This is a genomic window from Halonotius sp. GCM10025705 (assembly GCF_042662885.1).
Taxonomy (GTDB): domain Archaea; phylum Halobacteriota; class Halobacteria; order Halobacteriales; family Haloferacaceae; genus Halonotius; species Halonotius aquaticus.
Map to the genome: position 1 here is coordinate 1 of NZ_JBHSZD010000001.1, position 23,609 is coordinate 23,609.

Below are 23,609 nucleotides of genomic sequence, written 5' to 3' on the forward strand. Positions count from 1 at the left end.
CACACGATCACGACGATGAGGATCCGTTCGACCGACACGAGGAGGAGACGGCCAACCGTGTCACCGCCCCGATGCAGCCGTTTACCCGCCAGCAGGCGACGACCGGCGGGCTCATTCTGCTTGTTGGCCTGCTCGTCGTGTTCGGCCTCCCGCTGATCGCGCTGTGAGCCGGCTGCCGGCTACAGGCTCTCGGTGAACGAACAGAAGTCGCCGTTTTCTGAAACCGAACAACCCCGTGTTTCGCTGTCGACGCCGGGGCGTGGATACCACGCCAGCGGGTGGTCGGCGACGAGGTCGACGGTTACGCGCTCGCCGAGTTCGAAATCCTCGACGTGGTTGTGCAGACAGTGGATCGTATCACCGCTGTCGAGTTCGACCCGGTAGATGAACGACGGGCCAACATACTGCCGGGAGACGACCTCGCCGTCGGTCTGGTCTTCATGCGCCCGGCCCGCCCGCAAGTCATCAGGTCGCACAAGCACGTCGACAGCGATCCCCTCGTATTCGGCGGCGTAGCCGTCGAGGGTTCGGGCATCGAAGGCACCGATCCCGGTTTTCACGGTGTCGTCGTGAACGTACGCCGTCAGGAAGCTTGCCCGCCCGAGGAAAGAGGCCACAAACCGTGATTTCGGCTGCTCGAAGACGCGTTCGGGCCGACCAAGCTGTTCGATCTCGCCGTCGTTCATCACGGCGACGCGATCGGAGATCGAGAGCGCTTCCTCCTGGTCGTGGGTGACGGAGATCGCGGTGACACCGGCTTCCTTGAGGATCGATCGTACCTCCTCACGCATCTCGACCCGAAGTCGCACGTCGAGATTCGAGAACGGCTCATCAAGCAGCAATACCTCGGGTTCGGGCGCGAGCGATCGGGCGAGCGCGACGCGCTGTTTTTGCCCGCCAGACAGCTGATCAGGAGATTTCTCGCCGTGATCGGGCATATCGACCAGCTGCAAAAGTTCATCGACGCGGGCCTCGGTGTCGACAGCGTCCACATCTTCCAGCCCGAAGGCGATGTTTTCGCGCACCGAGAGATGCGGAAACAGCGCGAAATCCTGAAAGACAATCCCGACGTCCCGTTCCTCGGGATCGGTCGCCTCGGCTGGCCTTGCCACCGGCTCGTCGTTGAGCGTGATTTCGCCGGCGGTCGGCGTTTCAAGCCCGGCCAGCAGCCGGAGGGTCGTCGTCTTCCCGCAGCCGGAGGGGCCGAGTAGCGTGAGGAGTTCACCGCGTTCGACCGTCAGCGAGATCTCCGAAACCGCTGTCTCCTTGCTGAACTCCTTGGTCACCCCGTCGAGTTCGAGAATCGGATCGTCGACGGTCGATTCCGACTCATCCGGCATCGTCGGGTGCTCGGCGTCCTGTGCGACCGCGCCGTGCATGAGTGAGTTGTTTGCCATAGCGATCCGAAATGAAGCAATTTCACAGCCAGCGACGGCGATCGTCGGTGGCGTGGTGGCTCCGTTCTTGCTGTCACACTACTTTAGGATCTCCTAAAAGCATGTCGGCTTCCGTCTCATCAGCTACACCAACAGGGTCTTTACCGGCTGTCGCCTCGACTGTGGTGAAGCAACGGGGTGTCGACGTAGGATACCGACACCCTCGCGCTTCAACCCTACTACCACGAGCGACAGCACTGGCCTCGTTTACAGACAGCAGTTTGCGGCACTCTGTCCGCGAATGTTCTCCCGTCAGCAGCCGGTCGAGCCGACTGCCACAGCGATTTACTCCAGCGTCTTGGGGATCACATCTCGCAGGTCGGCGACCGCCTCCGATTCGAGGTCGACCGTTTCGTCGCCGACCGTCAACGACAACGTGCCGTCAGCAGTCGCGTCGCCGAGCGATTCGACAGCCGCGACGCCGTCGAAGGCCGCTCGCACGCTCTCGGGATCGGTCGTCTCAACCACGACCCGGCCGGGCGTTTCGTCGAACAGCGCGACCGCATCGTCGATGGCCACGTCGGCACCGGCGTCGGCCGTCAGCAACTCAGCCAGCGTGACCGCCAACCCGCCGTGACTCACGTCGTGAGTCGCCAGCGTCGTCTCGTCGCGGGCGACCTCGGCAATCGTGGCGACGAGGTCGGCAGGGTTTTCGGGCAGTTCGGGGAACGCGTCGCTGCCACCCACAGCGTTGAGGTATTCGGAGCCGCCGAGGGCGTCGCCGGCGTCGCCGACGACGAGCAATTCGCCCTCACCGCTGAGCGCGGCCGGCGGGGCGTCGTAGCCGGCTTTCGTGCCGACCATCGCCAGCGTCGGCGTCGGTGGGATCGGGCCGGCCTCCGAATCGTTGTACAGCGAGACATTGCCGCCGACCACCGGCGTCGAGAGGTCGGCACACATCTCCGCGAGGCCGTCGACGATCCCCTTGAAGCCGCCGTACACGTCGGGTTTCTCGGGGTTGCCGCCGTTGAGACAGTCGACCGCTGCGAGCGGCACCGCGCCTTTGGCGGCGATGTTGGTCGCGTTTTCGAGGGCGACCGCTCGTGCGCCACCGTAAGGGTCGGCTGTCGTCCAGTTCGGATTCGCCCCCGACGAGATGGCGAGACCGGTTCCCGCACCCGTTGTGTCGTCGGCGTCGCCGCTCGTCTCCCGGACGGCCATGATCGCCGCGTCGTCGCCGGGCTTCATCGCGGTTCGGAGGCCGACCTCGTGGTCGTACTGTCGGTACACCCACCGCTTGGAGGCGGTGTTGGGGTTCGCAATGACGGCCTCGACCGCGTCGTCGAGATCGGCGTCCGGCAGATCGCGCTCGGCGGGTTCGGGGTCGACGGCGTCAAGATCGTTCATCGGCGCGCCCTCCGCGAGGAATTCGGGGTCGACGTCGACGACGACTTCGCCGTTGAAGGTGCAGGTGTAGTTGCTCTCGCTGACCTCGCCGATCACCGAGCAGCCGAGGTCGAATCGCTCGGCGATCGCCGCCACGCGGTCGACATCCTCAGGCGCGACCTCGTAACACATTCGCTCTTGGGATTCAGCCAGCAGGATTTCCAGCGCGTTCATGTTGGGTTCCCGTTGGTGGACACGATCCAACGCGATGTCCGCGCCGAAGCCACCCTTAGCGACGAGTTCGGAGGAAGCACCGCCGAGGCCGGCCGCCCCGAGATCGCGGGCCGACTGAACGAGGTTCTCGTCGATCAGCGTCTCGCTGGCCTCGATGAGCAGTTTTTCGCTGTAAGGGTCGCCGACCTGTACCGCCGGGCGATCCTCGGTTTCGGCGTCCTCGTCGAGGTCTTCGCTGGCAAACGACGCGCCGCCGAGGCCGTCGCGGCCGGTCGCGTTGCCGAACAGAACGAGCTTGTTGCCCGCCTGCTGAGCTTCGGCGGTCACGACGCGTTCCTCGTCGGTCAGGCCGACGCAAGCAACGTTGACCAGTGGGTTGCCGACGTAGTCGGCGTGGAAATCGACGCTGCCGGCGACCGTCGGGACGCCGATGGAGTTGCCGTAGTCGCTGATCCCCTCGACGACACCTTCGAACAGATATTGGGAATGTTCGCGGTCGAAATCGCCGAAGTAGAGGCTGTCGGCCAGCGCGATCGGGTACGCGCCCATCGACAGCGTATCGCGGACGATGCCGCCGACGCCGGTGGCCGCGCCGTCGTAGGGATCGACGTAGCTCGGGTGGTTGTGGCTCTCGATGCCGAGCGTGATGTAGGTCTCGCTGTAGTCCTCGCGTGTGCGCTCGCTTGCGGGCGTGTCGGCGGCGTCGGGTTCGGGGACGGCGATGACGGCGGCGTCGTCGCCGGGGCCGATAACAACCTGGTCGCCCGCGCTGTCAAAGGCCCCAAGCAGGGGCCGCGAGGAGCGATAGGCGCAGTGTTCGCTCCAGAGATTTTCGAAGAGATTCGCCTCGGCGGGCGTCGGCTCACGGCCGAGTTCGGCGGTGATCAACTCGCGGTCGGACTCCAGGAGACTCATTTGGGCTCCCTTTCGAACCGCCGGCTTAATCTCTTTTCATGTCCGCGATGCGGTCGCAAAAATGGGGCTGCAGTGTCGATTTACTCGAAGAGCTCGTCGACGGCGTCCTCGGCGGCATCGATCGCCGCGTCAGCGACGGCCTCCGGGTCGGCCTCGGCATCGTCGACCGTGTTCAGGTAGATATCGAGATCCAACACACCATCCTCGAAGGTGACGGTGATATCGAGATCCGTGATCGCGGAGTTCGCAAACCGCGAGAGGATGAACCCCTCAGCGGCCTCCGCAGCGGTGGTGACAACCGTTTCGTCGTCCGGTTCCGTACTCATTTACGCGCCGCCGGCGCCGCCCGACCGGCCGGGCCCTGCGGGCCGCCCGCGCCGCCGAGCATCTGCTGGAGCTCGTCCTGCAGGCTCTCGAATTTCTCTTGGACTTTCGTCTCCTGTTTGTCGAGCTGTTCGGCACGAACTTCGAGATCCTCGACCTTCTCTTCGAGCTTGTCGGATGCCGACGCGTAGTCGGTCTCGATGAGGAGTTCGCCGACCTCGCGGTACATCGTTGCGTCGTCGTCAACGTTGTCGAGGGCGTCGAGTGCAGCCTTGGTCTCGGTCAGTGTGGACTCGGTCTGCTGTTTCTGCTCGGAGACCTCCTGGGCGGTCTCTTGAAGATCCTGCAGCGTTTCGAGTTTGTCCTGCGCTTCCGGCGGTAGGTTACCCTGCATACCCCACTGGATGGTCGCCACATGGAAAAAGCCATGCAATTCCGACGGCCGCCTGATCGACAGACGGCGTCGGGATCGTGTCGAATCTAACCGGTGTCGGCTCTCGACAGCGGTGGCGTTCTTCGCAGTTGGCTCTCTGTTGCCGCTGTGGTGTGCCGATCAGGCCAGTATGTCGTCGGCGACCGTTTCGGCGGTCGCCACGTAGCGACACCAACTGTTGATCCCGGCGCGAAGCGCGACGCGGTCGGTCGCGGTAATCTCGATAGTGAGGATAGCCGCGTCGCGGTCGACGCTCACTGTCGAGCGATCCTCGTCGAGTTCACCGACCTCGACAGCGATGCTGCGTTCGACCCGCTGTGCGGCTGTCGCTGTCGGATACTCAAAACGCAACTGCGTAGAATGAAGCTGTGACACGACCGCCGTCAGTGGACGTCGACTTCCTTGATGCCGCCGCCGCGTTCCTTCAGGAGGACGCGGTGCCCGCAGTACGGACAGCGAACGCCGCCGTACTCATCGAGCGTCACGTCGCGTTTACAGCGCGAGCACTTGTAGCTCATTCTTACTCCTCGTCTTCGGCGAGGGCGGCGCGGATCGAACGAGTTGCCTGCTGGCCGCCGGGCGTTTTCGGCTTGTAGGCACCGCCGGTGAACTTCTCGCCGGTTTCCTCGTTGACCCAGATGCCGGTGCCGACGCGGGTGACATCGTCGCCGTCGACCTCGGCGTTCTGCATTCCTGCTTCGATTTCCTTGACTCGTTTGCGGGAGACACGCCCGTACCGGGCACCAAATCGGCCGGCACTGCCGGTGGATCGTGCTTTGTCCTCAGCCATAGTGCAACACGATACCGCCAGCGCGGATAAAAAGCTGTTGAGTCGGCCCGAAGGCCCCTGCCGCCGCGCGCTGTGTCGCCGCTTCGAGTCGCTCCCGTTCCGCACGCAGCAGCCGTTCCCACAGCCAAAACAGCGTGCTGTCGAGCCCGTAGGCCGCATCGATCTCCCGAACCCACACGTCGTCGGCGAACAACGCAGCCTGAAACCGCCGTACCCGTGGCGACAGCGACTCGCGGTAGTCGGTGTAGTACGCGAGACTCTCCTCGCGGGTGCGGTCGATCAACCCCTGCGGCACCACAATCCCGGACTCACGGGCAACGTGGACGAACCATTCGAGATGGAGGATCGCATCCGCGAGCACGAACCGCTCGCGGAATCCTGTGAGGTGGGCCGGCGCCGGCCGGCCGTCGACAAGGGCGTTGGCTGGCCGACTGAATCGCGGCACCGAGACAGACAGCCCACGACAGTACGGTTCGGCGACTTCTCGCAGTCGGTACTCACAGTATCGTACCGGCCCCAGGAGACTCACCTCATACCACAGCGGCAGCCACTCACAGAACGGCTCCGAAAACACGGCATCAGCCAGCAGATCGGCCGCAATCGATCGCCGAACCGCGGACGAAACCGACGCCGGTGGCCGCCCGTTCCGCATCGCCTCAACGCCGGCCTCGTAGTCGACGAAGTCGGCGGTGTCGAACCCCATCTCGTCGGCGACGCCGTCGACGTATTCCGCGCCGATCCGGTACCAGTCGGCGAAATCCGCGGCGGTGTGAAGCCGGAGCAAGGAGAGAACGCTCACACCGGGTGTCCGGACGGGGCGGCCTTAGCGTCATCGACAGGATTCGAGCGCGGTGGCGAACCGACGGGAGACTTTTCGTCGCGCCCGCCGAGAGACAGGTATGGGACAGTCGATCTCCGCCGAGACGTTCCGTGATCGCCTCGACGCCGGCGAGTCGCTGACGGTCGTCGACACCCGATCCGACGAGGGGTTCGCGGCGTGGCGGGTGCCCGGCGCGATCCGGTACCGCTACAAACCGTTTCAGGCGTTCGACCGCGCCGAGTTCGAGGCCGAAACCGGTCTCACCCCCGAGGACACGATCGTCACGATGTGTGCCAAGGGGCAAACCTCGGACGCGCTCGCCGACGATCTGGCGGCGGCCGGCTACGAGGATGTCGCCGTCGTCGAGGGCGGAATGGAGGCGTGGAGTGCGGTCTACGATCACGTCACCATCGCCTACGAGGATTTCACCGTCGTCCAACTCCAACGCCGCGCGAAAGGTTGTCTGGGCTATGTCGTCGAACGCGACGGCGAGGCTGCGGTCATCGATGCGACACGGCACACCGATGAGTTCCGTGCCGCAGCCGACGCCATCGGCAGCGAGATCGTCGCCGTCTTCGATACCCACGTCCACGCCGACCACATCTCCGGCGGCCGCCAACTTGCCGACGAACGTGGCGTCCCCTACTACCTCGGCGCGGATGCCGCCGACCGCGGCGTCGCCTACGACTACGAGCCGCTTTCGGCCAACGAAGTCGTCCATGTCGGCGATCTCCCGATCAAGGCCCTCTCAACACCCGGCCACACCTCCGAGATGGTGAGCTATCTGCTGGGCAACGAGGCGGTCGTCACGGGCGATACGATCTTCGTCGACAGCGTCGGGCGAACCGAACTCCAGTTCGGCGACGGCGAGGCGACGACCGGCGCGGGGCTGCTGTATGACTCGCTGCACCGCACGCTGTTGGCCGAACCCGACTCGGTGAACGTCCTGCCCGGCCACTTCTCGGTCGCCAACGACGGAACCACGCCGATCACGCACGGCGAGCCGGTGGATACGACGATCGGCACGCTGCGGACGGGGCTCGATGTGCTCCAGGCCGACCGCGAGACCTTCGTCGAGCGTGTCACCGCGACGCTGCCCGAAAAGCCGCCGAACTACGAGGAAATCATCGGGATCAACAGCGGTCGCGACGCCGCCGACAGCGAGCAAGAGGCTATCGAACTCGAACTCGGGCCGAACCGGTGTGCGGCCGAAGTCAACGCCGACTAAATCAGTTGGTCGCGGCCGGCGTGGGATCAGTCGAGATCGAGGAAATCAAGCGAGGCTCTTGCCTAATCTGGTGAAACAATGTCTGAAGTTTGATATTGGAATATGCGGAGTGACCGATACAGAGGATGGGTTCAGCAATCGACGACGTGTCAGTCGAGTCGTCGGGCTGCGTACCGTTCGTATACGTATCCCACCGCTGCCCCTATCGGAACGACGACGGGAAGCGTCACGAATCCGCCGTAGACGACGAAGAACGCAACGAAGGAGCGGAACTCGGAGACCAACCCACCGAGTGTGCCAGCGGAAGACTCGGTTATGACGGCCAAGAGGCCTACCAGCGCTGCGAGGACGGATATCGAGACAGCCGCTGCGAAGGCGCCTGCGAGGGCACCGTAGACCGGCTTCGGTTCATCCGGCATCACCACACGCCAGACGGTGGTCGCTACGGTCAGTGCGACCACCGGTGTGATAGTCATCGCGAGGAGGAGGACCGACTTCTCAGTGGGCTGGATCCCTGAACGACATTCCAGAGGAGAAACAGAACGGCAGCGAGCAACGCCGACCCGCCGGCGGCGACGCCCGCGCCGACATCCCGCTGGGACAGACCAAAATAGTCGGACATGTTCCAATCGCCGAGTGTTTGCGGTCACTCACTGATAAACGTTCGACGATCGACCGTCGCGACTCACTCGTGACCGACTCGCGCTGTGCATCTCGCACTACCCCACCTAATAGAAACCCTACAGATCTGTTTCACTAACTTCGGCAAGAGCCTCAAGCGAACAGTTGTCGGCCACCAGGTCGGCAGCCTGCTCGTACGGTGACGGCTCAGGTGTCGATTCGGTGGGCCGGTCGCGGCTGGCCGCGTCGAAGACCCGATCGACGAACACGGTTCTCACCGTCTCGTTTTCGAACAGGCCATGGAGGTAACAACCGAGCACGTCGCCGCGGCTGGCACCGAGTGCAGCCGTTGCCTCGCCGTCGCGGGCGAACGGCGTTTCGATGACCTCGCTCGCCTCGGTGCTCCCCATGTGGATCTCGTAGCCGGCGACCGATCCGTTCGCACCCGCAAGCGGGCCTGACCCGTCGAGGTCGAGCGTCGTATCGACAACGCGTTTCTCCGGCGTAAACGTCGTTTCGACGGGCAGCAAGCCGATTCCTGGCAGCTTCGTCGACGCCAACTCCGTCGCCGCCGCGCTGCTGGCTTCGGTGTCGACACCGCGGAGTCGTTCGCCGAGGAGTTGATAGCCGCCACAGAGGCCGACAATGGGGCCGTCGAACGCCCGGAGTTCGTCGTCGAAACCGGCCTCACGGATCGCCAGCAGATCGTCGACCGTGTTTTTCGTCCCCGGAATCACGACCGCGTCGGCATTGTCGAGCGACGCATCCAGCGGGACGTAGGCGATCCGAACCCCGGCTCGGCGGCCAGCGGTTCGAGATCCGTGAAATTCGAGACGCGCGGGAGCCGCGGCACCGCGACCGTCACCGACTGCTCGGGAGCGACGCCGTCGGCATCGCCGCGGACGGCGCGCTCGTCGGTCGCCGGCAGATCAACGCTGTCCTCAGCGGGCAGCCCTGGATCGTCGTAGGGGATGACACCGATCACGTCGACGCCGGTTCGCTCCTCGAAGGCGTCGATGCCGGGAGCCAACAGCTCAGGATCGCCGAGGAACTTCGTGATGACGACGCCGATGACTTGGTCGCGGAGGTCGTCAGGCATGAGTTCCAGCGTGCCGACCAGCGACGCGAAGACGCCGCCGCGTTCGATGTCGCCGACGAGGACGATGTCGGCGTCGGCGAAGCGGGCGGTTTCGACGTTGGCGAGATCGCGGTCGTGGAGGTTGATTTCCGCGATCGAGCCCGCGCCCTCGGCGACGATCACGTCGTGGGCGGCCGCCAGTCGGTCGTGGGCGGCGACGGCGGCCGCGCGGGCCGTTTCCCAGTGGGCGTCGTAATACTGGCCGGCCTCGTAGTGGCCGACGCCGACGCCGTCCACGACGAGTTGGGATTCGCCCTCGCCGCGGGGTTTGAGGAGAACGGGGTTGCAGTCGGTTGTCGGCGAGACGCGGGCGGCGCGGGCCTGGACGTACTGGGAGACGCCGATCTCGCCGTAGGCGTCGTTGGTGTCGTCGGGAGTTTCGCCGGCAGCCGGCGCGGCCACCATCGTTTCGGGTGCGCGCGGAACAGCGCGGGCGTTGTTGCTCATGTTCTGGGCTTTGAACGGCGCGACCGAGATGCCGCGATCAGCCAGCAGCCGACAGAGCCCCGTCGCGACCGTCGATTTGCCGACGTGGGAGGCGGTGCCGGCGACGAGGATCGTGTGGGCCATCTCAGTATTCGGTGCCGGAGCGGGCGCGCTGACCGGCGTCGATCGGGTGTTTGTGCTTGCTGATCTCGGAGATCAGATCGGCGTGGTCGGTGAGATAGGTCGGCTCCGCGTGGCTGCCGGTGAGCACGAGTTCGAGATCGTCGGGTTTGGTCTCGATGAGCTCACAGACCGCCGCTGGGGCAACGAGGTCACGGTCGGCCGCATAGAGGATCTCGTCGAGAATCAGCATGTGAACGCCCGCTTCAGGGTCGCTATCGAGTGCAAACGGGGTGGTGAGATCGGCGTCGGCTGCGGCGGCGACGAGTTCTTGGGTGCGCTCGAAGCCGGCGTCGGCCTCGGATTCGTGGTCGGCCTCGCGGCTCCCGTCGGCCATGTTGTGCCAGCCGTAGTGGCCGGTGTTTTCATACGAGAAGCCGGCCGTTGCTGCGATCGCGTTGTACTCCCCGCGCACGTCGTCGACGCTGTCGGCACCGCCTTTCATGAACTGCAGCATGTGGACGCGGTAGCCGTGGCCGGCAGCGCGAAACCCCATGCCCATTGCCGCAGTTGTCTTGCCCTTCCCGTCGCCCCAGAAGGCTTGCACGAGGCCGAACTCATCGGGTGCGGCCGGCTCGATGGGTCGAGCCTCGGGGGCGACGCCGCCACCTGGTGTTTGGCGATGGCCGGGCGTGTCGGCTCCGGAGTCGGATGTCATACAGCCTTCTTGGACGCCAGGGGTATCTCAGTTGTGTTCAGCCGATGGGGATGCCGCTATACACCGAACGCCGAAAGCAGGCGATCGTTCTGGTGGGCTCGTTTTACCGCGACGCGGATATGTGAGTCAAGTCCGCGGAACGTCGTCGCATCGCGGACGGTAAGCCCTGCCTCGCGGGCTTCTGTGAGCACCTCGTCGACCGGCTCGCGTGTCTCACAGAGCAGAAACGGGGCCTCGGAGGGGTAGACCCGAAACCGCTCGGCTAGGCGGTGTCGCATCCGTTCGCGCTCGGCGTCGACGCGTTCCCGTGTCTCAGCGACAAAGTCGGTATCGGCGAGACAGTGGGTACCGACGGCGGCGGCGGGCGTACTCAGTGCCCACGTCGGTCGCGCAACGTTGAGTCGCTCTCGGAGGTCGCCAGTGGCAACGAGAAAGCCGGCCCGAAGCCCCGGCAGGCCGAAGATCTTCGTCAGCGAACGAGCGACGACGACACCGGGGGTGCCGGCAAGCGAGGGCTCGCTGGTAAAATCAAGAAACGCCTCATCGACTAACAGCACCGTCTCGGCCGACCGACACCGATCGGCGAGGGCTTGCAGCCTCGCGTGATCGTAGCTCTCACCGGTCGGATTGTTCGGGTTGCAGACGATCACCATGCGGTGGGCGGCTGGATCGATATCGGTGATCTCGTCGTGGCGGACAAACGTTGGCTCGCCGCCGTGGAGTCGAACCTCGCGGGCGTACTCGCCGAAACTCGGCTGGGGGATGGCGACGCTGTCGCCGTTGGCGACGACGACCGAACACAGCAGGCGCATGCCGGCTAACCCGCCGGCTGTCGGGATGATCTCGGTGCCGGTGACGCCGATGTAATCGGCGGCCGCCGCCCGGAACTCACAGTAGTCGTCGGCCGGATACCGGCCGGCCGCCGAGAGGGCTGCCTCATAGACGCCGGCGACGCCATCGGGCGTCTCCGGGTTCGTGTTGGCACTAAAGTCGACAAGTTCCGGGTCGGATTCGCCACCGTGGGGGACACGGGTCACGGCGTCGATCGCGTCTGGATCCACAGGAGACAATTAGTCGTGAGTGATATAAACATTATTTTGTTATCTTGTACTCAAAACTTGGATAAACGAGGCTTCGTTTGTCTCACTCAAAGTTTCGTTTGGTCAGTGCGATCCAGCCAGCGTTCGACCGCCCGACGATCATCCGGTCGATTGATATTGAACGCAAGTCGGTCATCCACCCACACCACTGTTCGGCCGGCACCGTCGCCGACGACGTTGAGCCCGGTCGGCACGACGGGCTCCCCATCGGCTTCGGTGGTTGTCTCCGCGCTGACGCCGAGGGCCGCTGTGAGCGCGGCCGGCACACAGACGCTCAGGGAGTCGCCGCCGGCGGTCGCGGCTGCCCGATCGACGTGGCCGGCCGTGACCAATGGGAGGTCAGCGGCGACCGTCACTGTCGGCGTCTTGAGTTGTGCCACTGCTTCGCCGAGGTCGGCGACGTAGCCCTCGCCTGCGGTGGTGATACACTCGACACCGTCGACCTCGGCGAGATGGGCGGCCGTCTCGGGGGTCGCCGGCGAGACCGCCGCGGCAACCGTGGTGAGCGAACTCGCCTGGAGCGCGCTCACGACCCGGTCGATCATCGGCTCGCCGCCAACCTTGACAAGCGGCTTTTCGGTGTCGCCGACTGCTGGCCGGAGCCGCGTTCCCTCGCCGCCACACATGACCAGTCCGGTTGTCGCTCGCGTCTCGTCCGCGGTCGTCGCTTGCTCCTGATTTAGCTCAGGATCCATACCGACACCCCCACGTGCAGTGCGAGTGCCCGACCCACCTCGTTTGTCGCCCCGAGGAGGTCACCGCTCACGCCGCCGAGTTCGCGGTGCCCCCATGTCAGTATCGCCAGCCCGACGGCCGGCCCGGTCGCCACCGCAGCCACCAGCGCGACTGCCAGCCCGTCGGGGGCGGCCGCGACCGCCGGCAGCGAGACAAGGAGCGCCGACGCAAACGATCGGTGATCAAGCTCGCCGACGAGGTGGGCACCGAGACCGTCGTGAGCCGGCCGGCCGTAACACGCGACGAGAGCCATCCCGAGTTTCGCGCCGACCTCCGCGGCGACGACGAACCGGAACGCTCGCCACGAGCCGATGCCCGCAAACGACAGCACGCCGAGTGTCATCACCAGCAGTGTCACGCCCAACAGGAGGGCTCCGCCGACACCGGTAGCCGAATCCTTCAGTACCGCTCGCGTGCGATCAGCGTCGCCGTGAACTGCCAACGCATCACCAAGATCCGCCAGCCCATCGGCGTGGGTGACGCCCGTCAGCAGATAGATACCACCGAGGTAGGCCGCCACCACCGTCGGCGGCTGCACCGGGAGAAAACACCCCGCCACCAAGGCTGCCGACGAGATAGCCGACCACCGGGAGACTGTAGGCTGCCCGCCGGAAGGCATCCCAGTCGGCGTCGCTGCCGCCGACCGGGATCCGAGTGAGAAAGCCGACCGCGCCACGAATCGCGCGGCCGACGGACACGATGGGACGTGAGTCAGACACCGACGATCACCGCCGTTGTGAGCGCGGCGAGCCAGCCGGCCCGGCCGACGAGGGCGACCCCGCGGTGGCCCTCGGTCGTCGTTGGCAACGATGCCACCGAATTGAGTGTGTAATGGTCGGGCTTTTCGAGGCGGACGCCGAGGCCAGCCGCCAGCGTCGCCATCGGCCAGCCGGCATTCGGCGAGGCCGGCGTTTGCGCCCACCGCCGGCCCGTCAGCAGCGGGTCGGGTGACAGCGCCACCGTCGAGAGGGCCAGTGCCGTCAGCCGCGCAGGCAGCCACATGACGAGGTCGTCGAGCCGCGCGGCCGCCCAGCCGACCGGTTTCGAGCGGTAGCCGACCATCGAATCCATCGTGTTGATGGCCTTGATCCACGCCGCTGCCGCCGTCGCCACCGCCAGCGTCGCGACGGGGTGAGCCACCGGCTGGCGACGACGCTCCCAACAGCGAAGCCGGCCAGCGGCGCGACAAAGCCGTCCGAGAGATTCTCGGCCGCGCTCTCGACGGCCGCGCTCCGAACGTGACCGGCCGAAAGGTCGGTGGCATCTCGACCAGCCAAGGCGAGCAACGCCTCGCGTGCGCCCGCGATATCGGTTTCCGTTTGCTCAAGGACGTCGCCAGCCGTCGTACAGAGCAACCGAAGACTTATCCCTGAAAACAAGACGAGGGCGGCGACAACGCCACCCGCCAGCGGTTCGATGTCGCCAGCGAGCCCGACGCCGAGGGCGACGACCGCGGCCGCAAGCAGCGGCAGACAGAGGGCCCCAACAGCACCGACAAGCCGAGGCGCGGGCCACGAGCGGTCGAGCGGGCCGACCAGCCGACCGACCCACGCGACCGGATGCAGCCGAGCCGGTGGCTCGCCGACGACGCGGTCGAGGCCGACAGCCGCGAGGACGACGCCGGCAGCCATCAGCGACATGGCTGGCCCTCAGTGAGGCTTGCTTTGAGGTTGGGCAGCGACGTTTCGGCGATATCGATGAACTCGCCGCCGCAGTCGGTGATCCCGCCGTCGGTCGCAGGCGTGTCGCCGACAACGACGAGGTCGGCGGTCTCGACATCGAGCTGGCGGGCCACTGTTTCGAAGGCCCGCGGGTCGGGTTTGCGCCAACCACAGTCGACGCTGACAACAACGGCGTCGAAGACTTCGCGGTCAAGTGCTGATCGGCGGAGCGTTCGGGCCACTGGCTCAGGCACCGCACAGTTCGATAGCAGGCCGACCGGGCCGACCTCGCTGGCGGCGGCAACGGCCTCGACCGCGCCCGCGCGGGTCTCGACGACCGGATCGAAGGCGTCGATGACGGCTTGGCCGGCGGTGGTGTCCGACACGTCGACCCCGCGGCTGGCGAGGGCGGCGGCGACGTGGGCCGGTAGTGGGACTTCGGCTCCTTCGTCGGCGTCAAGATGGGGTTCGCGGTAGACACTCGCCCAGTCGTCGGGGACGGTGATCCCGCGGGCGGCGAGTGCGTCGGCGACGGCCGCCGCTGGTTCGGGGTGTCGTCGACGGCGACGAGCGTGCCGAACAGATCGAAGGCGGAGGCGGCCGTGGCGGTCACGATGAATGGATGTGCTACCTGCGGCTTGAAAACATCGGTGCCAGCCGGGCTGTGGGTGTTCTACGCGAGGCGCGCGAAGGCGAGCGTGCCGCTGATGTTTTTGATGTAGATCTCAACTTCGTCGCCTTCCTCCGCGCCGGGGACGAAGATGGTGTATTTGCCTTTCTCGGCGACGCCGTCGCCTTTGCGGCCGGTGCCGGTGATCTTGACCTCGTAGGTCTCGCCTTCCTCGACATCCGGGCGGTCGGTGCGCTGGGAACTCGACTGCCGTTTGGCGACCGGACGGAACGCCCCACAGGCCTCACAGCGCAGCATCTGGGTGCGGTTCTCGGTGACGAGTTTCGTATCCGGGAGGCCACACTCCGAGCAGGTGACGTACTCGGCGATGTAGGCGTCGATGGCGGCATCGAAGTCCGCCCCGGAGAACTCGCCGTTGTAGCGCGCGCGGCCGTCCTCGTACTGGCCGGCGGTACCGAGTTCCTGCTGGATCGAACTGTGAATGTGTTCGGGGTCGCGGTTGAGCGCGTCGCCGATCGTCGAGAGGTTGGTCAGTCGTGTAAACGCGCCGTCCTTCTGGGCCTCGGCGTCCGGCACGTCCAGCCGTTCGTCTGAGCCCTCGAAATCCGGCAACTCCTCCATTGCCCGGTCAAGCGTCGCCTCGTAGTCCATACGCGTGTTGATGTCGTCGTCGGCTAAATGCGTTGTGAGACAGCGGTACACATTGCGGGAGAGCTACGTGCGTAAGACGCCCCGCATAGACGGCAACAGCTATCATTGCCTTTGTTGTGGGAAGCAGACAGTACCAGTACCACATCGACTGGAAAGGAAATCCGCCCTCCCCGAATTGAACTCACTCACTCCCTGCGGTCGTTCGCTGCTCAATTCGGGTCGGTGTCCTTCACACTCAGCACCGTTCGCAGTAGCTCACTGGTGCTGAGGTTCAGTCCGCCCTCCCCGAATTGAACGGGGGACAAGTCGATCTACAGTCGACTGCTCTACCAGGCTGAGCTAAGGGCGGGCACTCCATCGTATCCCGGTGGCACAATTAAGGGTTACTGTTCCGACCGCGGTGTCGGCTGCCAGATGTCTGACAGAGTGGGAAGATTGATAACCCTGTGTAACACACATCTCGGCCATGAGTAAGATCACGTTCCGTGCCGACGATGACCTCGTTGGCCGGTTAGAGGCCTTTGATGCCTCGAAATCCGAGGTGATGCGGGAGGCGCTCCGCCAGTACCTCGACACCCCGGAACGTGAGACAGCCGCGCAAACGACGGACACACCCGCGCAAACGTCCGACACCGACTCGATCGACGCCCTCATCGACGAGCGAATCGACCGCCTTGTCGACGAACGCGTCGATTCAGCGCTTGCGGCCCGCCGCGAGCCGACCGACACCGCCACCGATGTGTCGGTCAATATCACCCTCGAAGGGGTCGATGAGACGGCCGCAGTCACCGAGCAAACCGTCGAGCGTAAGACGCCCGACGCCGAGGGTGACACACAGCCCGAGCCGGCAGCCGGCGAGGACGACGCCCACAGCTGCGGGCAGTGTGGCGAGGCCGTCGACAGCGAGCACGTCTACTGTCCGAACTGCGGCGAAAAGGCCTCCCGGCGGCTGTTCTGTGAGTGTGGCGACGAGCTTCGGTCGGACTGGGCGTTCTGTCCCGGCTGCGGTCGTCGCACCCCCGCGGCCGACGTGTTAGATAACCAATGACAGACAGTTACCCCGATTGTACGGCTGTGTGTCTGCCAGAATAAGCGGACTGTCTTACATCCGCCAGTAATTTTATATACCCTCGGCATAGTGTTACGACTGCGTAAGACAATCGTCTTACAGTGTGCCCGTCCGTGGCACGCTGTGGGGCTGTCGGCGTCGCCGACTGTCTTACCGGGGAATGTAACCATGGAGCGTGTGACACTACGAATTCCAAAGCAGCAGATCGACGAGGTCGAGGAAATGGTCGAGACCGGCCAGTTCCCAAACCGGAGTGAGGCGATCCGGTCGGCCGTCCGAGAGATGCTCAACGAGACCGAGAGTACAGAGCCGCGGCGAAACAAAAGCGAACGCAGCTGGGCGAAGGTGTAACTATGCAGGATATCGTACAAGACGCCCTCGACAACGCGGAAGCAGAAGACCGTGACATGGACGCCAGCTTCGACGACGACGACGAGTTCGGCGATCCACGGATCGTCATCGTCGGCGCGGGCGGGGCCGGCAACAACACGGTCAACCGGCTGTATAACATCGGCGTCGACGGCGCGGAAACCGTCGCTGTCAACACCGACAAACAGCACCTGAAGATGATCGAAGCCGACACGAAGATCCTCGTCGGCAAATCCCTCACGCAGGGCCTCGGCGCGGGTGGCGACCCCTCGATGGGCGAACGCGCCACCGAGATGGCCCAGGGGACGATCAAAGAAGTGCTGGGCGACGCCGACCTGGTCTTTGTGACCGCCGGCATGGGTGGCGGCACCGGTACCGGCGCGGCTCCGGTGATCTCGGATATCGCCAAAGAACAGGGTGCCATCGTCGTCGGCATGGTTTCGACGCCGTTCAACGTCGAGCGCGCCCGGACGGTCAAAGCCGAGGAAGGCCTCGAACGCCTCCGCAACACGGCTGACTCGATCATCGTCCTGGACAACAACCGCCTGCTCGATTACGTTCCGAACCTCCCGATCGGCAAGGCGTTCTCGGTGATGGACCAGATCATCGCCGAAACGGTCAAGGGGATCTCGGAGACGATCACCCAGCCATCCCTGATCAATCTCGACTACGCGGATATGTCGACGATCATGAATCAGGGCGGCGTCGCCGTCATGCTGGTCGGCGAAACCCAAGACAAAAACAAGACCCAAGAGGTGGTCAGCGACGCGATGAACCACCCACTGCTCGATGTGGACTACCGCGGTGCGAGCGGCGGCCTCGTTCACATCACCGGCGGCCCCGATCTCACGCTGAAGGAGGCCGAGGGGATCGCCAACAACATCACCGAACGGCTTGAGGCGAGTGCAAACGTGATCTGGGGTGCCCGGATTCAGGACGAATACAAGGGCAAAGTCCGTGTCATGGCGATCATGACCGGCGTCCAGAGCGCGCAGGTACTCGGCTCCACAACGCAGAAACAGGCCGATCAGTCACGCGCCAGCATCGAAGGCGAGACCGCCGAGTTCGACGCCAGCGCGAATGTCGGCTCCGACACCGCGGCTTGGGAGTCTGACGGCGGCAAGCAAGAGGTCGACCAGAACAACGGTCTCGACGTCATCCGCTAACGTTTTTTCAGCGCGACGGTCGTTTTCGACGGCGACGATCAATTCTCTCGCAACGAGATAGCTTATACGGCCGCAATCGATTCCAACAGCCGGCATTTCCGGCAGATCCGGCTCCCGGTCATCGAGCCACACTGCTCGCATTCGCTGAGGTCGTCGTTGTCCTCGTCGTTGCCACCATACCGATCGGCCGCCAGCTCCGCAAGCTCCTCGTAGCCAGACATGATCGAGTGCCGCGTCCCGGGGTGGTTTTCCTCCAGTTCCCACAATAGCTCCTGGATCTCCCCGCGGTAGGCCTCGCTGGCGTGGGGACACTCGGTGATGTGGGCGGGCAATTCCATGAGTTGAGCGTAGAGAGCGACCTCCTTTTCGGGGATATCTCTGAGTGGCTTGGCGCGCGGGATGAAATCATCCTGCTCGGCGCGCTCCTCGAAGTCGCCGATACTCGCATCGAAGTGTTTGGCGATCTGTTTGACATCGCCCTCCAGAATGTTCATCAGCGCCGTCTGGGCCTCGTCGTCGAGGTTGTGACCGGTCAGCAGCTTATCGGCCCCGTACTCGTCGGCGTACTCCTCCAGTAAATCACGCCGAAACACGCCGCAGTAGGCGCAGGGAGCCATGTTTTCGGGGTCATCCTCAACGACATCGTCCATGCGGATCCCGAACTCCTCCTCGTAGCTGACGAGTTCGTGGCGCATCTCCAGGTCGGCGGCGAGTTCGACGCAGGCATCGACGCTTTCGTCGCGGTAGCCCTCAATCCCCTCGTGGATCGTCAACGCCAGCATCTCGATACGGGGGTCTTCGCCAAAGGTCTCGTCTAAAATGTGCGTGAGGACGACGCTGTCCTTGCCGCCTGAGAGGCCGATCACCCACGTTTCCGGATTGTCTGGCGTCGCCTCGGGATCGAGCAGCGTATCCGCCCGAATCCGGCGTCGGACGCGTTTTTCGACCGACCGGCAGAAATGCGTCTCACAGAGATGGCCGCCGGAGTACGCCGCCTGCATGACGGCGTCACGGTCGCATTTGTCGCACTCCATTACCGGAGCGTTGCCGGCCGGCTGGGATACCCGTTTCGCTCTTCGGGGCGAGCGGCCGCCGTTGCTGTCGGCCACCCGGCGTGTCATACGCCCCACGACCGATCTGTCATACACGCCGGATCGCTCCGCAACACACCCGACCGCACGGCGTCGAAACCGGTTTGTGGCCTGCGATCCCAGTGTCGGCAATGACAAACGAGGCGACACTCGACCGCGACGCCGCCATCGACCGCGTCGTCGAACTGATCGAAACGGTCGACTCCGAGCCGATGCCGGTGCCAGTCCGAGAGATTTGGGTCTATGGCGATGTCGCCCTTGGCCTCGATCCGATCGATCGCCTCGATATCTATCTCACGAAGGACATCCTCCTGCGCGGCGACAGCGACGCCGCTGAGCAGTATTACGAGCAACACGGCGTGAAAGGTGTCGGCCAGAGCGTTGACGCCGAGTGGGCCGAAACATATCCAGAGTACATCCGCGCCAACGACAACGGCCACGCCGCCCCCGAGAAGTGTCTGGCCGCCCACCTGCTGGGGGACGACGAGCCGATTCATCTCGAAGTCTGCAACGCGAGTTTCGACGAAAACGTCACCCAGCGGCTGCGCGGCGCACTCGACCGTGAGTCCTACGGGCAGATCCTCGATCCTCGTGGCGTCTGTCTCTGGGTCGACGGCCAGTGGGACGACGACCTCCTCGACAAACTTCGCGGCGGCGAACTCCCGTTCCCGACGCTGTCGGGCGCACTGGAACAGCTGGGTGTCGACGCCGATACCGCAGATGAGGCCGCCGATACTGTCAGTCGCTACCGCACCGAACAAACAGGTGCGAGCGTTCGTGGCGACGTAATCTGAGATGTATCGACCACCCCACCCATCCGAGATCGCCGGATTGCTCACTGAGCGCGAGGCCGAAGAGGCGAAAACGGCAGTTCGACAGCTTCGAGGCAACGATTCCGAGCGATTTGCTGCGTCGCGGGCGGCGTTCGACAGTGACGACCACGACGGAGCGGACTGATTTCGCCTGTCAGACTGCTATGCGGTGTCGCTGTCGACCTGTCCGACGGTCACGGTAAACGGCACCGTCTCGACACGCTCGTATGACTCGTCTTGCATCTGCTTGATGACGTCCCGGCCCATCTCGCGCCACGCCCGCCGGAGTGTGTCATACGTCGCCTCGTCGTCGACCCCGCGGCGGAGTTCGGTTTCGTGGTCAGCCAGTCCCTCGCCGCTGGCTTTCCGTTTCGCGCTCCGCAGGGCGTCCTCGCTGTAGGGCGGTTCGGTGCGCTTCTCGTGGTTGTACTGCCGAGTCGATATGGGTTCGATCCCAACGTCGTCGAACAACGATTCGACCTGTTCGCCGAGGGCGACATCGGTCTCGACGCCTTGGAGGTACGCTTCGCGCACGCGAGACTCAAGATCGACCTCGCTGTCGACCGTCGAGTCGACGCTGACGGCGGCGTTGTTCGGCTCGATAGCAGCGACCAGATCCGTAGAAACGCGTGCAAACTCCCGGAGCGCGGCAGAGGGCTCGGGCAGATTGATCAGGAGGGCCTGACAGACGACGAGATCGACGCTGTCGTCGGCAACCGGCAGGCGAAGCGCGTCGCCAGCGACCGCCGGAACCGACTCGCTGGCAACGTCGAGTAGTCGGCGGTCGGCGTCGACACCGATGACTTCGGTATCGGCGGCGGACTCGCTTGCCAACACGCGCGTCAACTCGCCGGTGCCGCAGCCGACATCGATGATCCGCTCGCGGTTCGAGAGATCGAGATCAGCGAGGGCGTCTCGGGAGTCGGCCCACATCCCCTCGCGGGTGCGGCTGAGATACTCGGCTGAAAACCGGCGCACGGCTCAGTTACGGAGTGCTTTGACGCGCTCGATGTTCCACGCGAAGCCCTTGCCGTCCTCGGTCGGTGTTTCGAGTGCAAACGGCAGCTCGCGGAGGTCGGGATGATTGACGATGGCGCGAATGCCGTCCTCGCCGATGTAGCCCTCACCGATCAGGGCGTGTTCGTCTTTGTGGGTGCCTACGTCGTGTTTCGAGTCGTTGAGGTGGATGTATTCGAGGTGGTCGAGGCCGACGACATCGTCGAACCGCTGGACGGTTTCGTCGACGGCTTCCGGTGTCGTGAGGTCGTTGCCGGCGACGAGCGTGTGAGCGGTGTCGATGCAGATCCCGATGTCGGTGTCGGTTCGCTCGATAATCCCCGCCAAGTGCTCGAACTCGCCGCCGAGTTTGGTGCCGCTGCCGGCGTCGCTCTCGATGAGGATCTGGACGCCGTCGGGCACCTCAAGGTCGTCGATGACGCTGGCGGCGTTGTCGAGGCCGCCCTCGACGCCTGCGCCGGTGTGGGCCCCGAGGTGGGCGTTGACGTAGGGGATACCCAGTTTGGCGGCCGCGTCGAGTTCGGCCTGCATGCTGTTGAGGGATTTCTGTCGGAGGTCGTCTTTCGGCGTACAGAGGTTGACGAGGTAGGCGGCGTGGATCACCCACGGGCCGTCGAGTCGCTGGTCGGTGAGTTCACGGAAGCCTGCGGCGGCCTCGTCGCTGATTTCGGGCTGTTGCCAGACCTGCGGCGAGGTGGTGAAGATCTGTCCGCAGTTGCCGCCGAAGTTGCGCTGGCGGTCGACAGCGTTGCGAACATCGTCGTACTCGGGGGTTTCGGTGTCAGAGGAAACACGGGATCCGGAGATCGAAACGTGGGCGCCGACGTGCATGCACCGTGGTTGGGCCAGCCCCTCAAAGCGACTTCGATAGCGTGGCCGCTGTCACCACTGCTATCAGACGGGCTGCCCAACACGGTGGCGATGCCGGTCTACGATCGAAGCGCGCCCGACGCACCACGAGTCACCGAGTTCGACGGCGGCATCGAGTGGTTCGCCCATCCTACTGAGACGGGTCGCCGCGCGAGTCACTTGTTCACTGGCTCACACGGCTGTTGGCTGTTCGACCCACTCGATATCCCCGACCTCGACGACCACATCGCTGCCGCCGGTGGGCTCGCTGGGATCGCCGTGCTGTCGAACTACCATGCCCGTGATGCTGATGCGATCGCCGCCCGCCACGATGTAGCGGTGGCGGTTCCGCCGTGGCTGGATCGGGCTGCCGACCACCTGACGGCCCCGCTGGAGCGGTCGACAACGCTCGGCGACTCGGGGTTCCAGTTCACCCGCTACAACCCGGTTCCGGGCTACGAGGAGGCGATCGCCTACCGCGACAGCGACCAGACGCTCTATGTGCCTGATGCGCTCGGGACGGCACCGTTCTACACCGTCGCCGACGAGCGGCTCGCTTGTTATGGGCTGCTTCGCGTTCGTCCGCCACGGGCCCTGTTCGAGCCGTTTGCGCCCGATCGGATCCTTGTCGGCCACGGAACGGGTGTCTTTACCAACGCGACAGCAGCCCTCCGAGACGCGCTTGATGGCGCGCGGCGACGGCTCCCGACAGCGATTCGTCGTCATGGGCTGACGCAGTTGCGTGGTGTGGTATCCGCGCTGTGGTAGTGGCCACACCACGTCGCTTGGCGGTGCTCCTCGGTTGGATTCGGAATCACCCGGATTCCGAAATTTGATATCGCGGTATATGATTTATTCCGGGTCGCTAGTGGACTCGTCGGGCTTTTAGGCCGTGCGAGCGACCTCTTGCTATGGTCGACAACATCGCGCCCTTCTTCCGCGAGCTTGAGCCCGCGGATTTCTATCTGCTGTCGGGGATCGAACAGGGGATGCGCTTCTCCGAGTGGGTACAACACGAGGAGATCCCGAAATACGCGGAGTTGACCGCTGAGGAGGTCGACTACCGGATTGATCGCTGTATGCGCCACGAGCTCATCGAGCGCAAGACGATCCAATACGAGGGCTACCAACTCACCTTCGAGGGGTATGACGCCCTCGCGCTCCGCACCTTCGCCGAACGGGATACCTTCGATGGCATCGGCGCGCCGCTGGGCGTCGGCAAGGAAAGCGATGTCTATGAGGTGCAGTCGTTTCGGCCAATGGCGCTGAAGTATCACCGTGAGGGCTATACGAATTTCCGGGAAGTCCAGCGCGAACGCGAGTACACCGCCGACCGCGACCACGTGTCGTGGCTGTACACCGCCCGGCAGGCCGCCGAGCGGGAGTTTGAGACGCTCGAAGGGCTGTATCCCGACGTGTCGGTGCCGCGGCCGGTCGACCAGAACCGCCATGCGATCGTCATGGAGAAACTGACCGGCGCGGAGCTCTCACACGCCGAACTGGAGTCCGAGCAGGTCGTCGGCGTGTTGGAGCTGATCATCGAGGAGATGGCCGCCGCCTACGATGCGGGCTACGTCCATGCTGATATGAGCGAGTACAACGTCTTCGTCGACACCGACGGCGTGACGATCTTCGATTGGCCCCAGGCGGTGTCGACCGACCACGATAACGCCCGCGAGTTGCTGGAACGCGACCTTGAGAACATCTACAGCTACTTCCGCCGGAAATATCCCCGGGAAACGCCGGAATCGGTCGATTTGGACGCGCTCGCCGACGATATTGTGGGCGACGAATTTGACTCGATTTCGGCGTATATCGAGTCATAAACCACTGAGCGCGATAGAAAAATCGCAAACAGGACTTGTAACGACTATTCAGTTTATGCAAAATTTGATCACTGAACCAGCTTAATCAATCGATTGATTGCGA

The 23,609-nt window shown here is 64.5% G+C and carries 25 protein-coding genes, 1 tRNA gene and 4 pseudogenes; 8 read left to right on the top strand and 22 right to left on the bottom strand.

The window, feature by feature from the left end; all coding sequences use genetic code 11:
- Positions 1-179: 179 nt before the first annotated feature.
- The 8 genes from ACFQJB_RS00005 to ACFQJB_RS00040 form a co-directional block, all read right to left on the bottom strand.
- A complete protein-coding gene (locus tag ACFQJB_RS00005) occupies positions 180-1,340 on the bottom strand; it encodes an ABC transporter ATP-binding protein (RefSeq protein ID WP_379727898.1) in 1,161 nt (386 codons plus the stop codon).
- A gap of 381 nt (positions 1,341-1,721) precedes the next feature.
- A complete protein-coding gene (gene purL / locus ACFQJB_RS00010; RefSeq protein ID WP_379722483.1) occupies positions 1,722-3,911 on the bottom strand; it encodes a phosphoribosylformylglycinamidine synthase subunit PurL in 2,190 nt (729 codons plus the stop codon).
- A gap of 80 nt (positions 3,912-3,991) precedes the next feature.
- Complete coding sequence (locus tag ACFQJB_RS00015) at positions 3,992-4,237, bottom strand: DUF3194 domain-containing protein (RefSeq protein WP_379722486.1); 246 nt, start codon at positions 4,235-4,237, stop codon at positions 3,992-3,994.
- Entirely contained in the window at positions 4,234-4,629 is a 396-nt protein-coding gene (locus ACFQJB_RS00020) for a prefoldin subunit beta (protein ID WP_379722489.1), read from the bottom strand. Before ACFQJB_RS00020 ends, ACFQJB_RS00015 begins: the two co-directional genes overlap by 4 nt.
- A gap of 159 nt (positions 4,630-4,788) precedes the next feature.
- The gene (locus ACFQJB_RS00025; protein WP_379722492.1) at positions 4,789-5,043 is read right to left on the bottom strand and encodes a KEOPS complex subunit Pcc1; all 255 of its coding nucleotides are present in this window, start codon (positions 5,041-5,043) and stop codon (positions 4,789-4,791) included.
- An 8-nt stretch (positions 5,044-5,051) separates the two neighbouring features.
- Entirely contained in the window at positions 5,052-5,186 is a 135-nt protein-coding gene (locus tag ACFQJB_RS00030; RefSeq protein WP_021040784.1) for a DNA-directed RNA polymerase subunit P, read from the bottom strand.
- A gap of 2 nt (positions 5,187-5,188) precedes the next feature.
- A complete protein-coding gene (locus tag ACFQJB_RS00035) occupies positions 5,189-5,458 on the bottom strand; it encodes a 50S ribosomal protein L37ae (protein WP_120084733.1) in 270 nt (89 codons plus the stop codon).
- On the bottom strand, positions 5,451-6,257 hold the full coding sequence (locus ACFQJB_RS00040) for a hypothetical protein (protein ID WP_379722496.1): 807 nt from the start codon (positions 6,255-6,257) through the stop codon (positions 5,451-5,453). The genes ACFQJB_RS00035 and ACFQJB_RS00040 overlap by 8 nt, the downstream gene beginning before the upstream one ends.
- A 100-nt stretch (positions 6,258-6,357) precedes the next feature.
- Between ACFQJB_RS00040 and ACFQJB_RS00045 the strand changes: the two are divergent.
- Positions 6,358-7,224: pseudogene (locus ACFQJB_RS00045) on the top strand (MBL fold metallo-hydrolase); the annotation flags it as partial.
- Between the two features lie 431 nt (positions 7,225-7,655).
- On the opposite strand, the gene ACFQJB_RS00050 reads toward ACFQJB_RS00045, so the two are convergent.
- From ACFQJB_RS00050 to ACFQJB_RS00100, 11 genes and pseudogenes are all read right to left on the bottom strand, one after another.
- Entirely contained in the window at positions 7,656-7,925 is a 270-nt protein-coding gene (locus ACFQJB_RS00050) for a hypothetical protein (protein ID WP_379722499.1), read from the bottom strand.
- Between the two features lie 321 nt (positions 7,926-8,246).
- Positions 8,247-9,835, bottom strand: a pseudogene (locus tag ACFQJB_RS00055) (cobyric acid synthase).
- Between the two features lies 1 nt (position 9,836).
- Complete coding sequence (locus ACFQJB_RS00060) at positions 9,837-10,529, bottom strand: cob(I)yrinic acid a,c-diamide adenosyltransferase (RefSeq protein ID WP_379722502.1); 693 nt, start codon at positions 10,527-10,529, stop codon at positions 9,837-9,839.
- Between the two features lie 56 nt (positions 10,530-10,585).
- The gene (gene cobD / locus ACFQJB_RS00065; RefSeq protein WP_379722505.1) at positions 10,586-11,590 is read right to left on the bottom strand and encodes a threonine-phosphate decarboxylase CobD; all 1,005 of its coding nucleotides are present in this window, start codon (positions 11,588-11,590) and stop codon (positions 10,586-10,588) included.
- 86 nt (positions 11,591-11,676) lie between these two features.
- Positions 11,677-12,324, bottom strand: coding sequence for an NTP transferase domain-containing protein (locus ACFQJB_RS00070; protein ID WP_379722508.1), 648 nt, complete (start codon positions 12,322-12,324; stop codon positions 11,677-11,679).
- A pseudogene (gene cobS / locus ACFQJB_RS00075) lies at positions 12,309-13,062 on the bottom strand (adenosylcobinamide-GDP ribazoletransferase). Before cobS ends, ACFQJB_RS00070 begins: the two are co-directional and overlap by 16 nt.
- Before the next feature lie 13 nt (positions 13,063-13,075).
- Complete coding sequence (locus ACFQJB_RS00080; protein ID WP_379722511.1) at positions 13,076-13,435, bottom strand: cobalamin biosynthesis protein; 360 nt, start codon at positions 13,433-13,435, stop codon at positions 13,076-13,078.
- Positions 13,345-14,004, bottom strand: a complete 660-nt coding sequence (locus tag ACFQJB_RS00085) for a cobalamin biosynthesis protein (RefSeq protein WP_379722514.1) — start codon at positions 14,002-14,004, stop codon at positions 13,345-13,347. Before ACFQJB_RS00085 ends, ACFQJB_RS00080 begins: the two co-directional genes overlap by 91 nt.
- Positions 13,995-14,638, bottom strand: a pseudogene (locus ACFQJB_RS00090) (HAD family hydrolase). The gene ACFQJB_RS00085 and the pseudogene ACFQJB_RS00090 overlap by 10 nt, the downstream one beginning before the upstream one ends.
- Positions 14,639-14,698: 60 nt before the next feature.
- On the bottom strand, positions 14,699-15,307 hold the full coding sequence (locus tag ACFQJB_RS00095; protein ID WP_379722517.1) for a translation initiation factor IF-2 subunit beta: 609 nt from the start codon (positions 15,305-15,307) through the stop codon (positions 14,699-14,701).
- A gap of 275 nt (positions 15,308-15,582) precedes the next feature.
- Positions 15,583-15,656 (bottom strand) — tRNA-Tyr (locus ACFQJB_RS00100).
- A gap of 117 nt (positions 15,657-15,773) precedes the next feature.
- Here ACFQJB_RS00100 and ACFQJB_RS00105 point away from each other — a divergent pair.
- From ACFQJB_RS00105 to ftsZ, 3 genes are all read left to right on the top strand, one after another.
- Positions 15,774-16,355 (top strand): double zinc ribbon domain-containing protein, encoded by a 582-nt coding sequence (locus ACFQJB_RS00105; protein WP_379722520.1) that lies wholly within the window; start codon positions 15,774-15,776, stop codon positions 16,353-16,355.
- Between the two features lie 189 nt (positions 16,356-16,544).
- A complete protein-coding gene (locus ACFQJB_RS00110; RefSeq protein ID WP_142442972.1) occupies positions 16,545-16,727 on the top strand; it encodes a ribbon-helix-helix domain-containing protein in 183 nt (60 codons plus the stop codon).
- Positions 16,728-16,729: 2 nt separating this feature from the next.
- Positions 16,730-17,911: a cell division protein FtsZ gene (ftsZ, locus tag ACFQJB_RS00115; RefSeq protein ID WP_379722525.1), complete on the top strand. Its 1,182-nt coding sequence runs from the start codon at positions 16,730-16,732 to the stop codon at positions 17,909-17,911.
- A 62-nt stretch (positions 17,912-17,973) separates the two neighbouring features.
- Here the strand turns inward: ftsZ and ncsA are convergent, their stop codons facing one another.
- Positions 17,974-18,945, bottom strand: coding sequence for a tRNA 2-thiolation protein NcsA (gene ncsA / locus ACFQJB_RS00120; protein WP_379722528.1), 972 nt, complete (start codon positions 18,943-18,945; stop codon positions 17,974-17,976).
- A 188-nt stretch (positions 18,946-19,133) separates the two neighbouring features.
- Between ncsA and ACFQJB_RS00125 the strand changes: the two genes are divergently transcribed.
- Positions 19,134-19,796, top strand: a complete 663-nt coding sequence (locus ACFQJB_RS00125; protein ID WP_379722531.1) for a DUF7095 family protein — start codon at positions 19,134-19,136, stop codon at positions 19,794-19,796.
- Between the two features lies 1 nt (position 19,797).
- On the top strand, positions 19,798-19,959 hold the full coding sequence (locus ACFQJB_RS00130) for a hypothetical protein (protein ID WP_379722534.1): 162 nt from the start codon (positions 19,798-19,800) through the stop codon (positions 19,957-19,959).
- Positions 19,960-19,976: 17 nt separating this feature from the next.
- On the opposite strand, the gene ACFQJB_RS00135 is transcribed toward ACFQJB_RS00130, so the two are convergent.
- The gene (locus ACFQJB_RS00135; protein WP_379722537.1) at positions 19,977-20,792 is read right to left on the bottom strand and encodes a class I SAM-dependent methyltransferase; all 816 of its coding nucleotides are present in this window, start codon (positions 20,790-20,792) and stop codon (positions 19,977-19,979) included.
- A 3-nt stretch (positions 20,793-20,795) separates the two neighbouring features.
- Positions 20,796-21,662, bottom strand: a complete 867-nt coding sequence (locus ACFQJB_RS00140; RefSeq protein WP_379722540.1) for a deoxyribonuclease IV — start codon at positions 21,660-21,662, stop codon at positions 20,796-20,798.
- 90 nt (positions 21,663-21,752) lie between these two features.
- On the opposite strand from ACFQJB_RS00140, the gene ACFQJB_RS00145 reads away from it, so the two are divergent.
- Together ACFQJB_RS00145 and ACFQJB_RS00150 are read left to right on the top strand one after the other, a co-directional pair.
- Entirely contained in the window at positions 21,753-22,448 is a 696-nt protein-coding gene (locus ACFQJB_RS00145) for a hypothetical protein (protein ID WP_379722543.1), read from the top strand.
- Between the two features lie 143 nt (positions 22,449-22,591).
- Positions 22,592-23,506, top strand: coding sequence for a serine/threonine-protein kinase RIO2 (locus ACFQJB_RS00150; protein WP_379722546.1), 915 nt, complete (start codon positions 22,592-22,594; stop codon positions 23,504-23,506).
- The last annotated feature ends 103 nt before the right edge of the window (positions 23,507-23,609 follow it).

What these genes read in the sequence shown, in the direction of transcription:
- purL (WP_379722483.1), bottom strand. Translation starts at nt 3,911, where the DNA reads ATGAGTCTCCTGGAGTCCGACCGCGAGTTGATCACCGCCGAACTCGGC.
- ACFQJB_RS00030 (WP_021040784.1), bottom strand. Translation starts at nt 5,186, where the DNA reads ATGAGCTACAAGTGCTCGCGCTGTAAACGCGACGTGACGCTCGATGAG.
- ACFQJB_RS00080 (WP_379722511.1), bottom strand. Translation starts at nt 13,435, where the DNA reads ATGGATTCGATGGTCGGCTACCGCTCGAAACCGGTCGGCTGGGCGGCC.
- ACFQJB_RS00125 (WP_379722531.1), top strand. Translation starts at nt 19,134, where the DNA reads ATGACAAACGAGGCGACACTCGACCGCGACGCCGCCATCGACCGCGTC.
- ACFQJB_RS00110 (WP_142442972.1), top strand. Translation starts at nt 16,545, where the DNA reads ATGGAGCGTGTGACACTACGAATTCCAAAGCAGCAGATCGACGAGGTC.
- ACFQJB_RS00020 (WP_379722489.1), bottom strand. Translation starts at nt 4,629, where the DNA reads ATGCAGGGTAACCTACCGCCGGAAGCGCAGGACAAACTCGAAACGCTG.
- ACFQJB_RS00060 (WP_379722502.1), bottom strand. Translation starts at nt 10,529, where the DNA reads ATGACATCCGACTCCGGAGCCGACACGCCCGGCCATCGCCAAACACCA.
- ACFQJB_RS00035 (WP_120084733.1), bottom strand. Translation starts at nt 5,458, where the DNA reads ATGGCTGAGGACAAAGCACGATCCACCGGCAGTGCCGGCCGATTTGGT.
- ACFQJB_RS00070 (WP_379722508.1), bottom strand. Translation starts at nt 12,324, where the DNA reads ATGGATCCTGAGCTAAATCAGGAGCAAGCGACGACCGCGGACGAGACG.
- ACFQJB_RS00140 (WP_379722540.1), bottom strand. Translation starts at nt 21,662, where the DNA reads ATGCACGTCGGCGCCCACGTTTCGATCTCCGGATCCCGTGTTTCCTCT.
- ACFQJB_RS00015 (WP_379722486.1), bottom strand. Translation starts at nt 4,237, where the DNA reads ATGAGTACGGAACCGGACGACGAAACGGTTGTCACCACCGCTGCGGAG.
- ACFQJB_RS00145 (WP_379722543.1), top strand. Translation starts at nt 21,753, where the DNA reads ATGCCGGTCTACGATCGAAGCGCGCCCGACGCACCACGAGTCACCGAG.
- ACFQJB_RS00085 (WP_379722514.1), bottom strand. Translation starts at nt 14,004, where the DNA reads ATGTCGCTGATGGCTGCCGGCGTCGTCCTCGCGGCTGTCGGCCTCGAC.
- ncsA (WP_379722528.1), bottom strand. Translation starts at nt 18,945, where the DNA reads ATGGAGTGCGACAAATGCGACCGTGACGCCGTCATGCAGGCGGCGTAC.
- ACFQJB_RS00095 (WP_379722517.1), bottom strand. Translation starts at nt 15,307, where the DNA reads ATGGACTACGAGGCGACGCTTGACCGGGCAATGGAGGAGTTGCCGGAT.
- ACFQJB_RS00105 (WP_379722520.1), top strand. Translation starts at nt 15,774, where the DNA reads ATGAGTAAGATCACGTTCCGTGCCGACGATGACCTCGTTGGCCGGTTA.
- ACFQJB_RS00050 (WP_379722499.1), bottom strand. Translation starts at nt 7,925, where the DNA reads ATGCCGGATGAACCGAAGCCGGTCTACGGTGCCCTCGCAGGCGCCTTC.
- ACFQJB_RS00005 (WP_379727898.1), bottom strand. Translation starts at nt 1,340, where the DNA reads ATGCCGGATGAGTCGGAATCGACCGTCGACGATCCGATTCTCGAACTC.
- ACFQJB_RS00130 (WP_379722534.1), top strand. Translation starts at nt 19,798, where the DNA reads ATGTATCGACCACCCCACCCATCCGAGATCGCCGGATTGCTCACTGAG.
- ftsZ (WP_379722525.1), top strand. Translation starts at nt 16,730, where the DNA reads ATGCAGGATATCGTACAAGACGCCCTCGACAACGCGGAAGCAGAAGAC.
- ACFQJB_RS00150 (WP_379722546.1), top strand. Translation starts at nt 22,592, where the DNA reads ATGGTCGACAACATCGCGCCCTTCTTCCGCGAGCTTGAGCCCGCGGAT.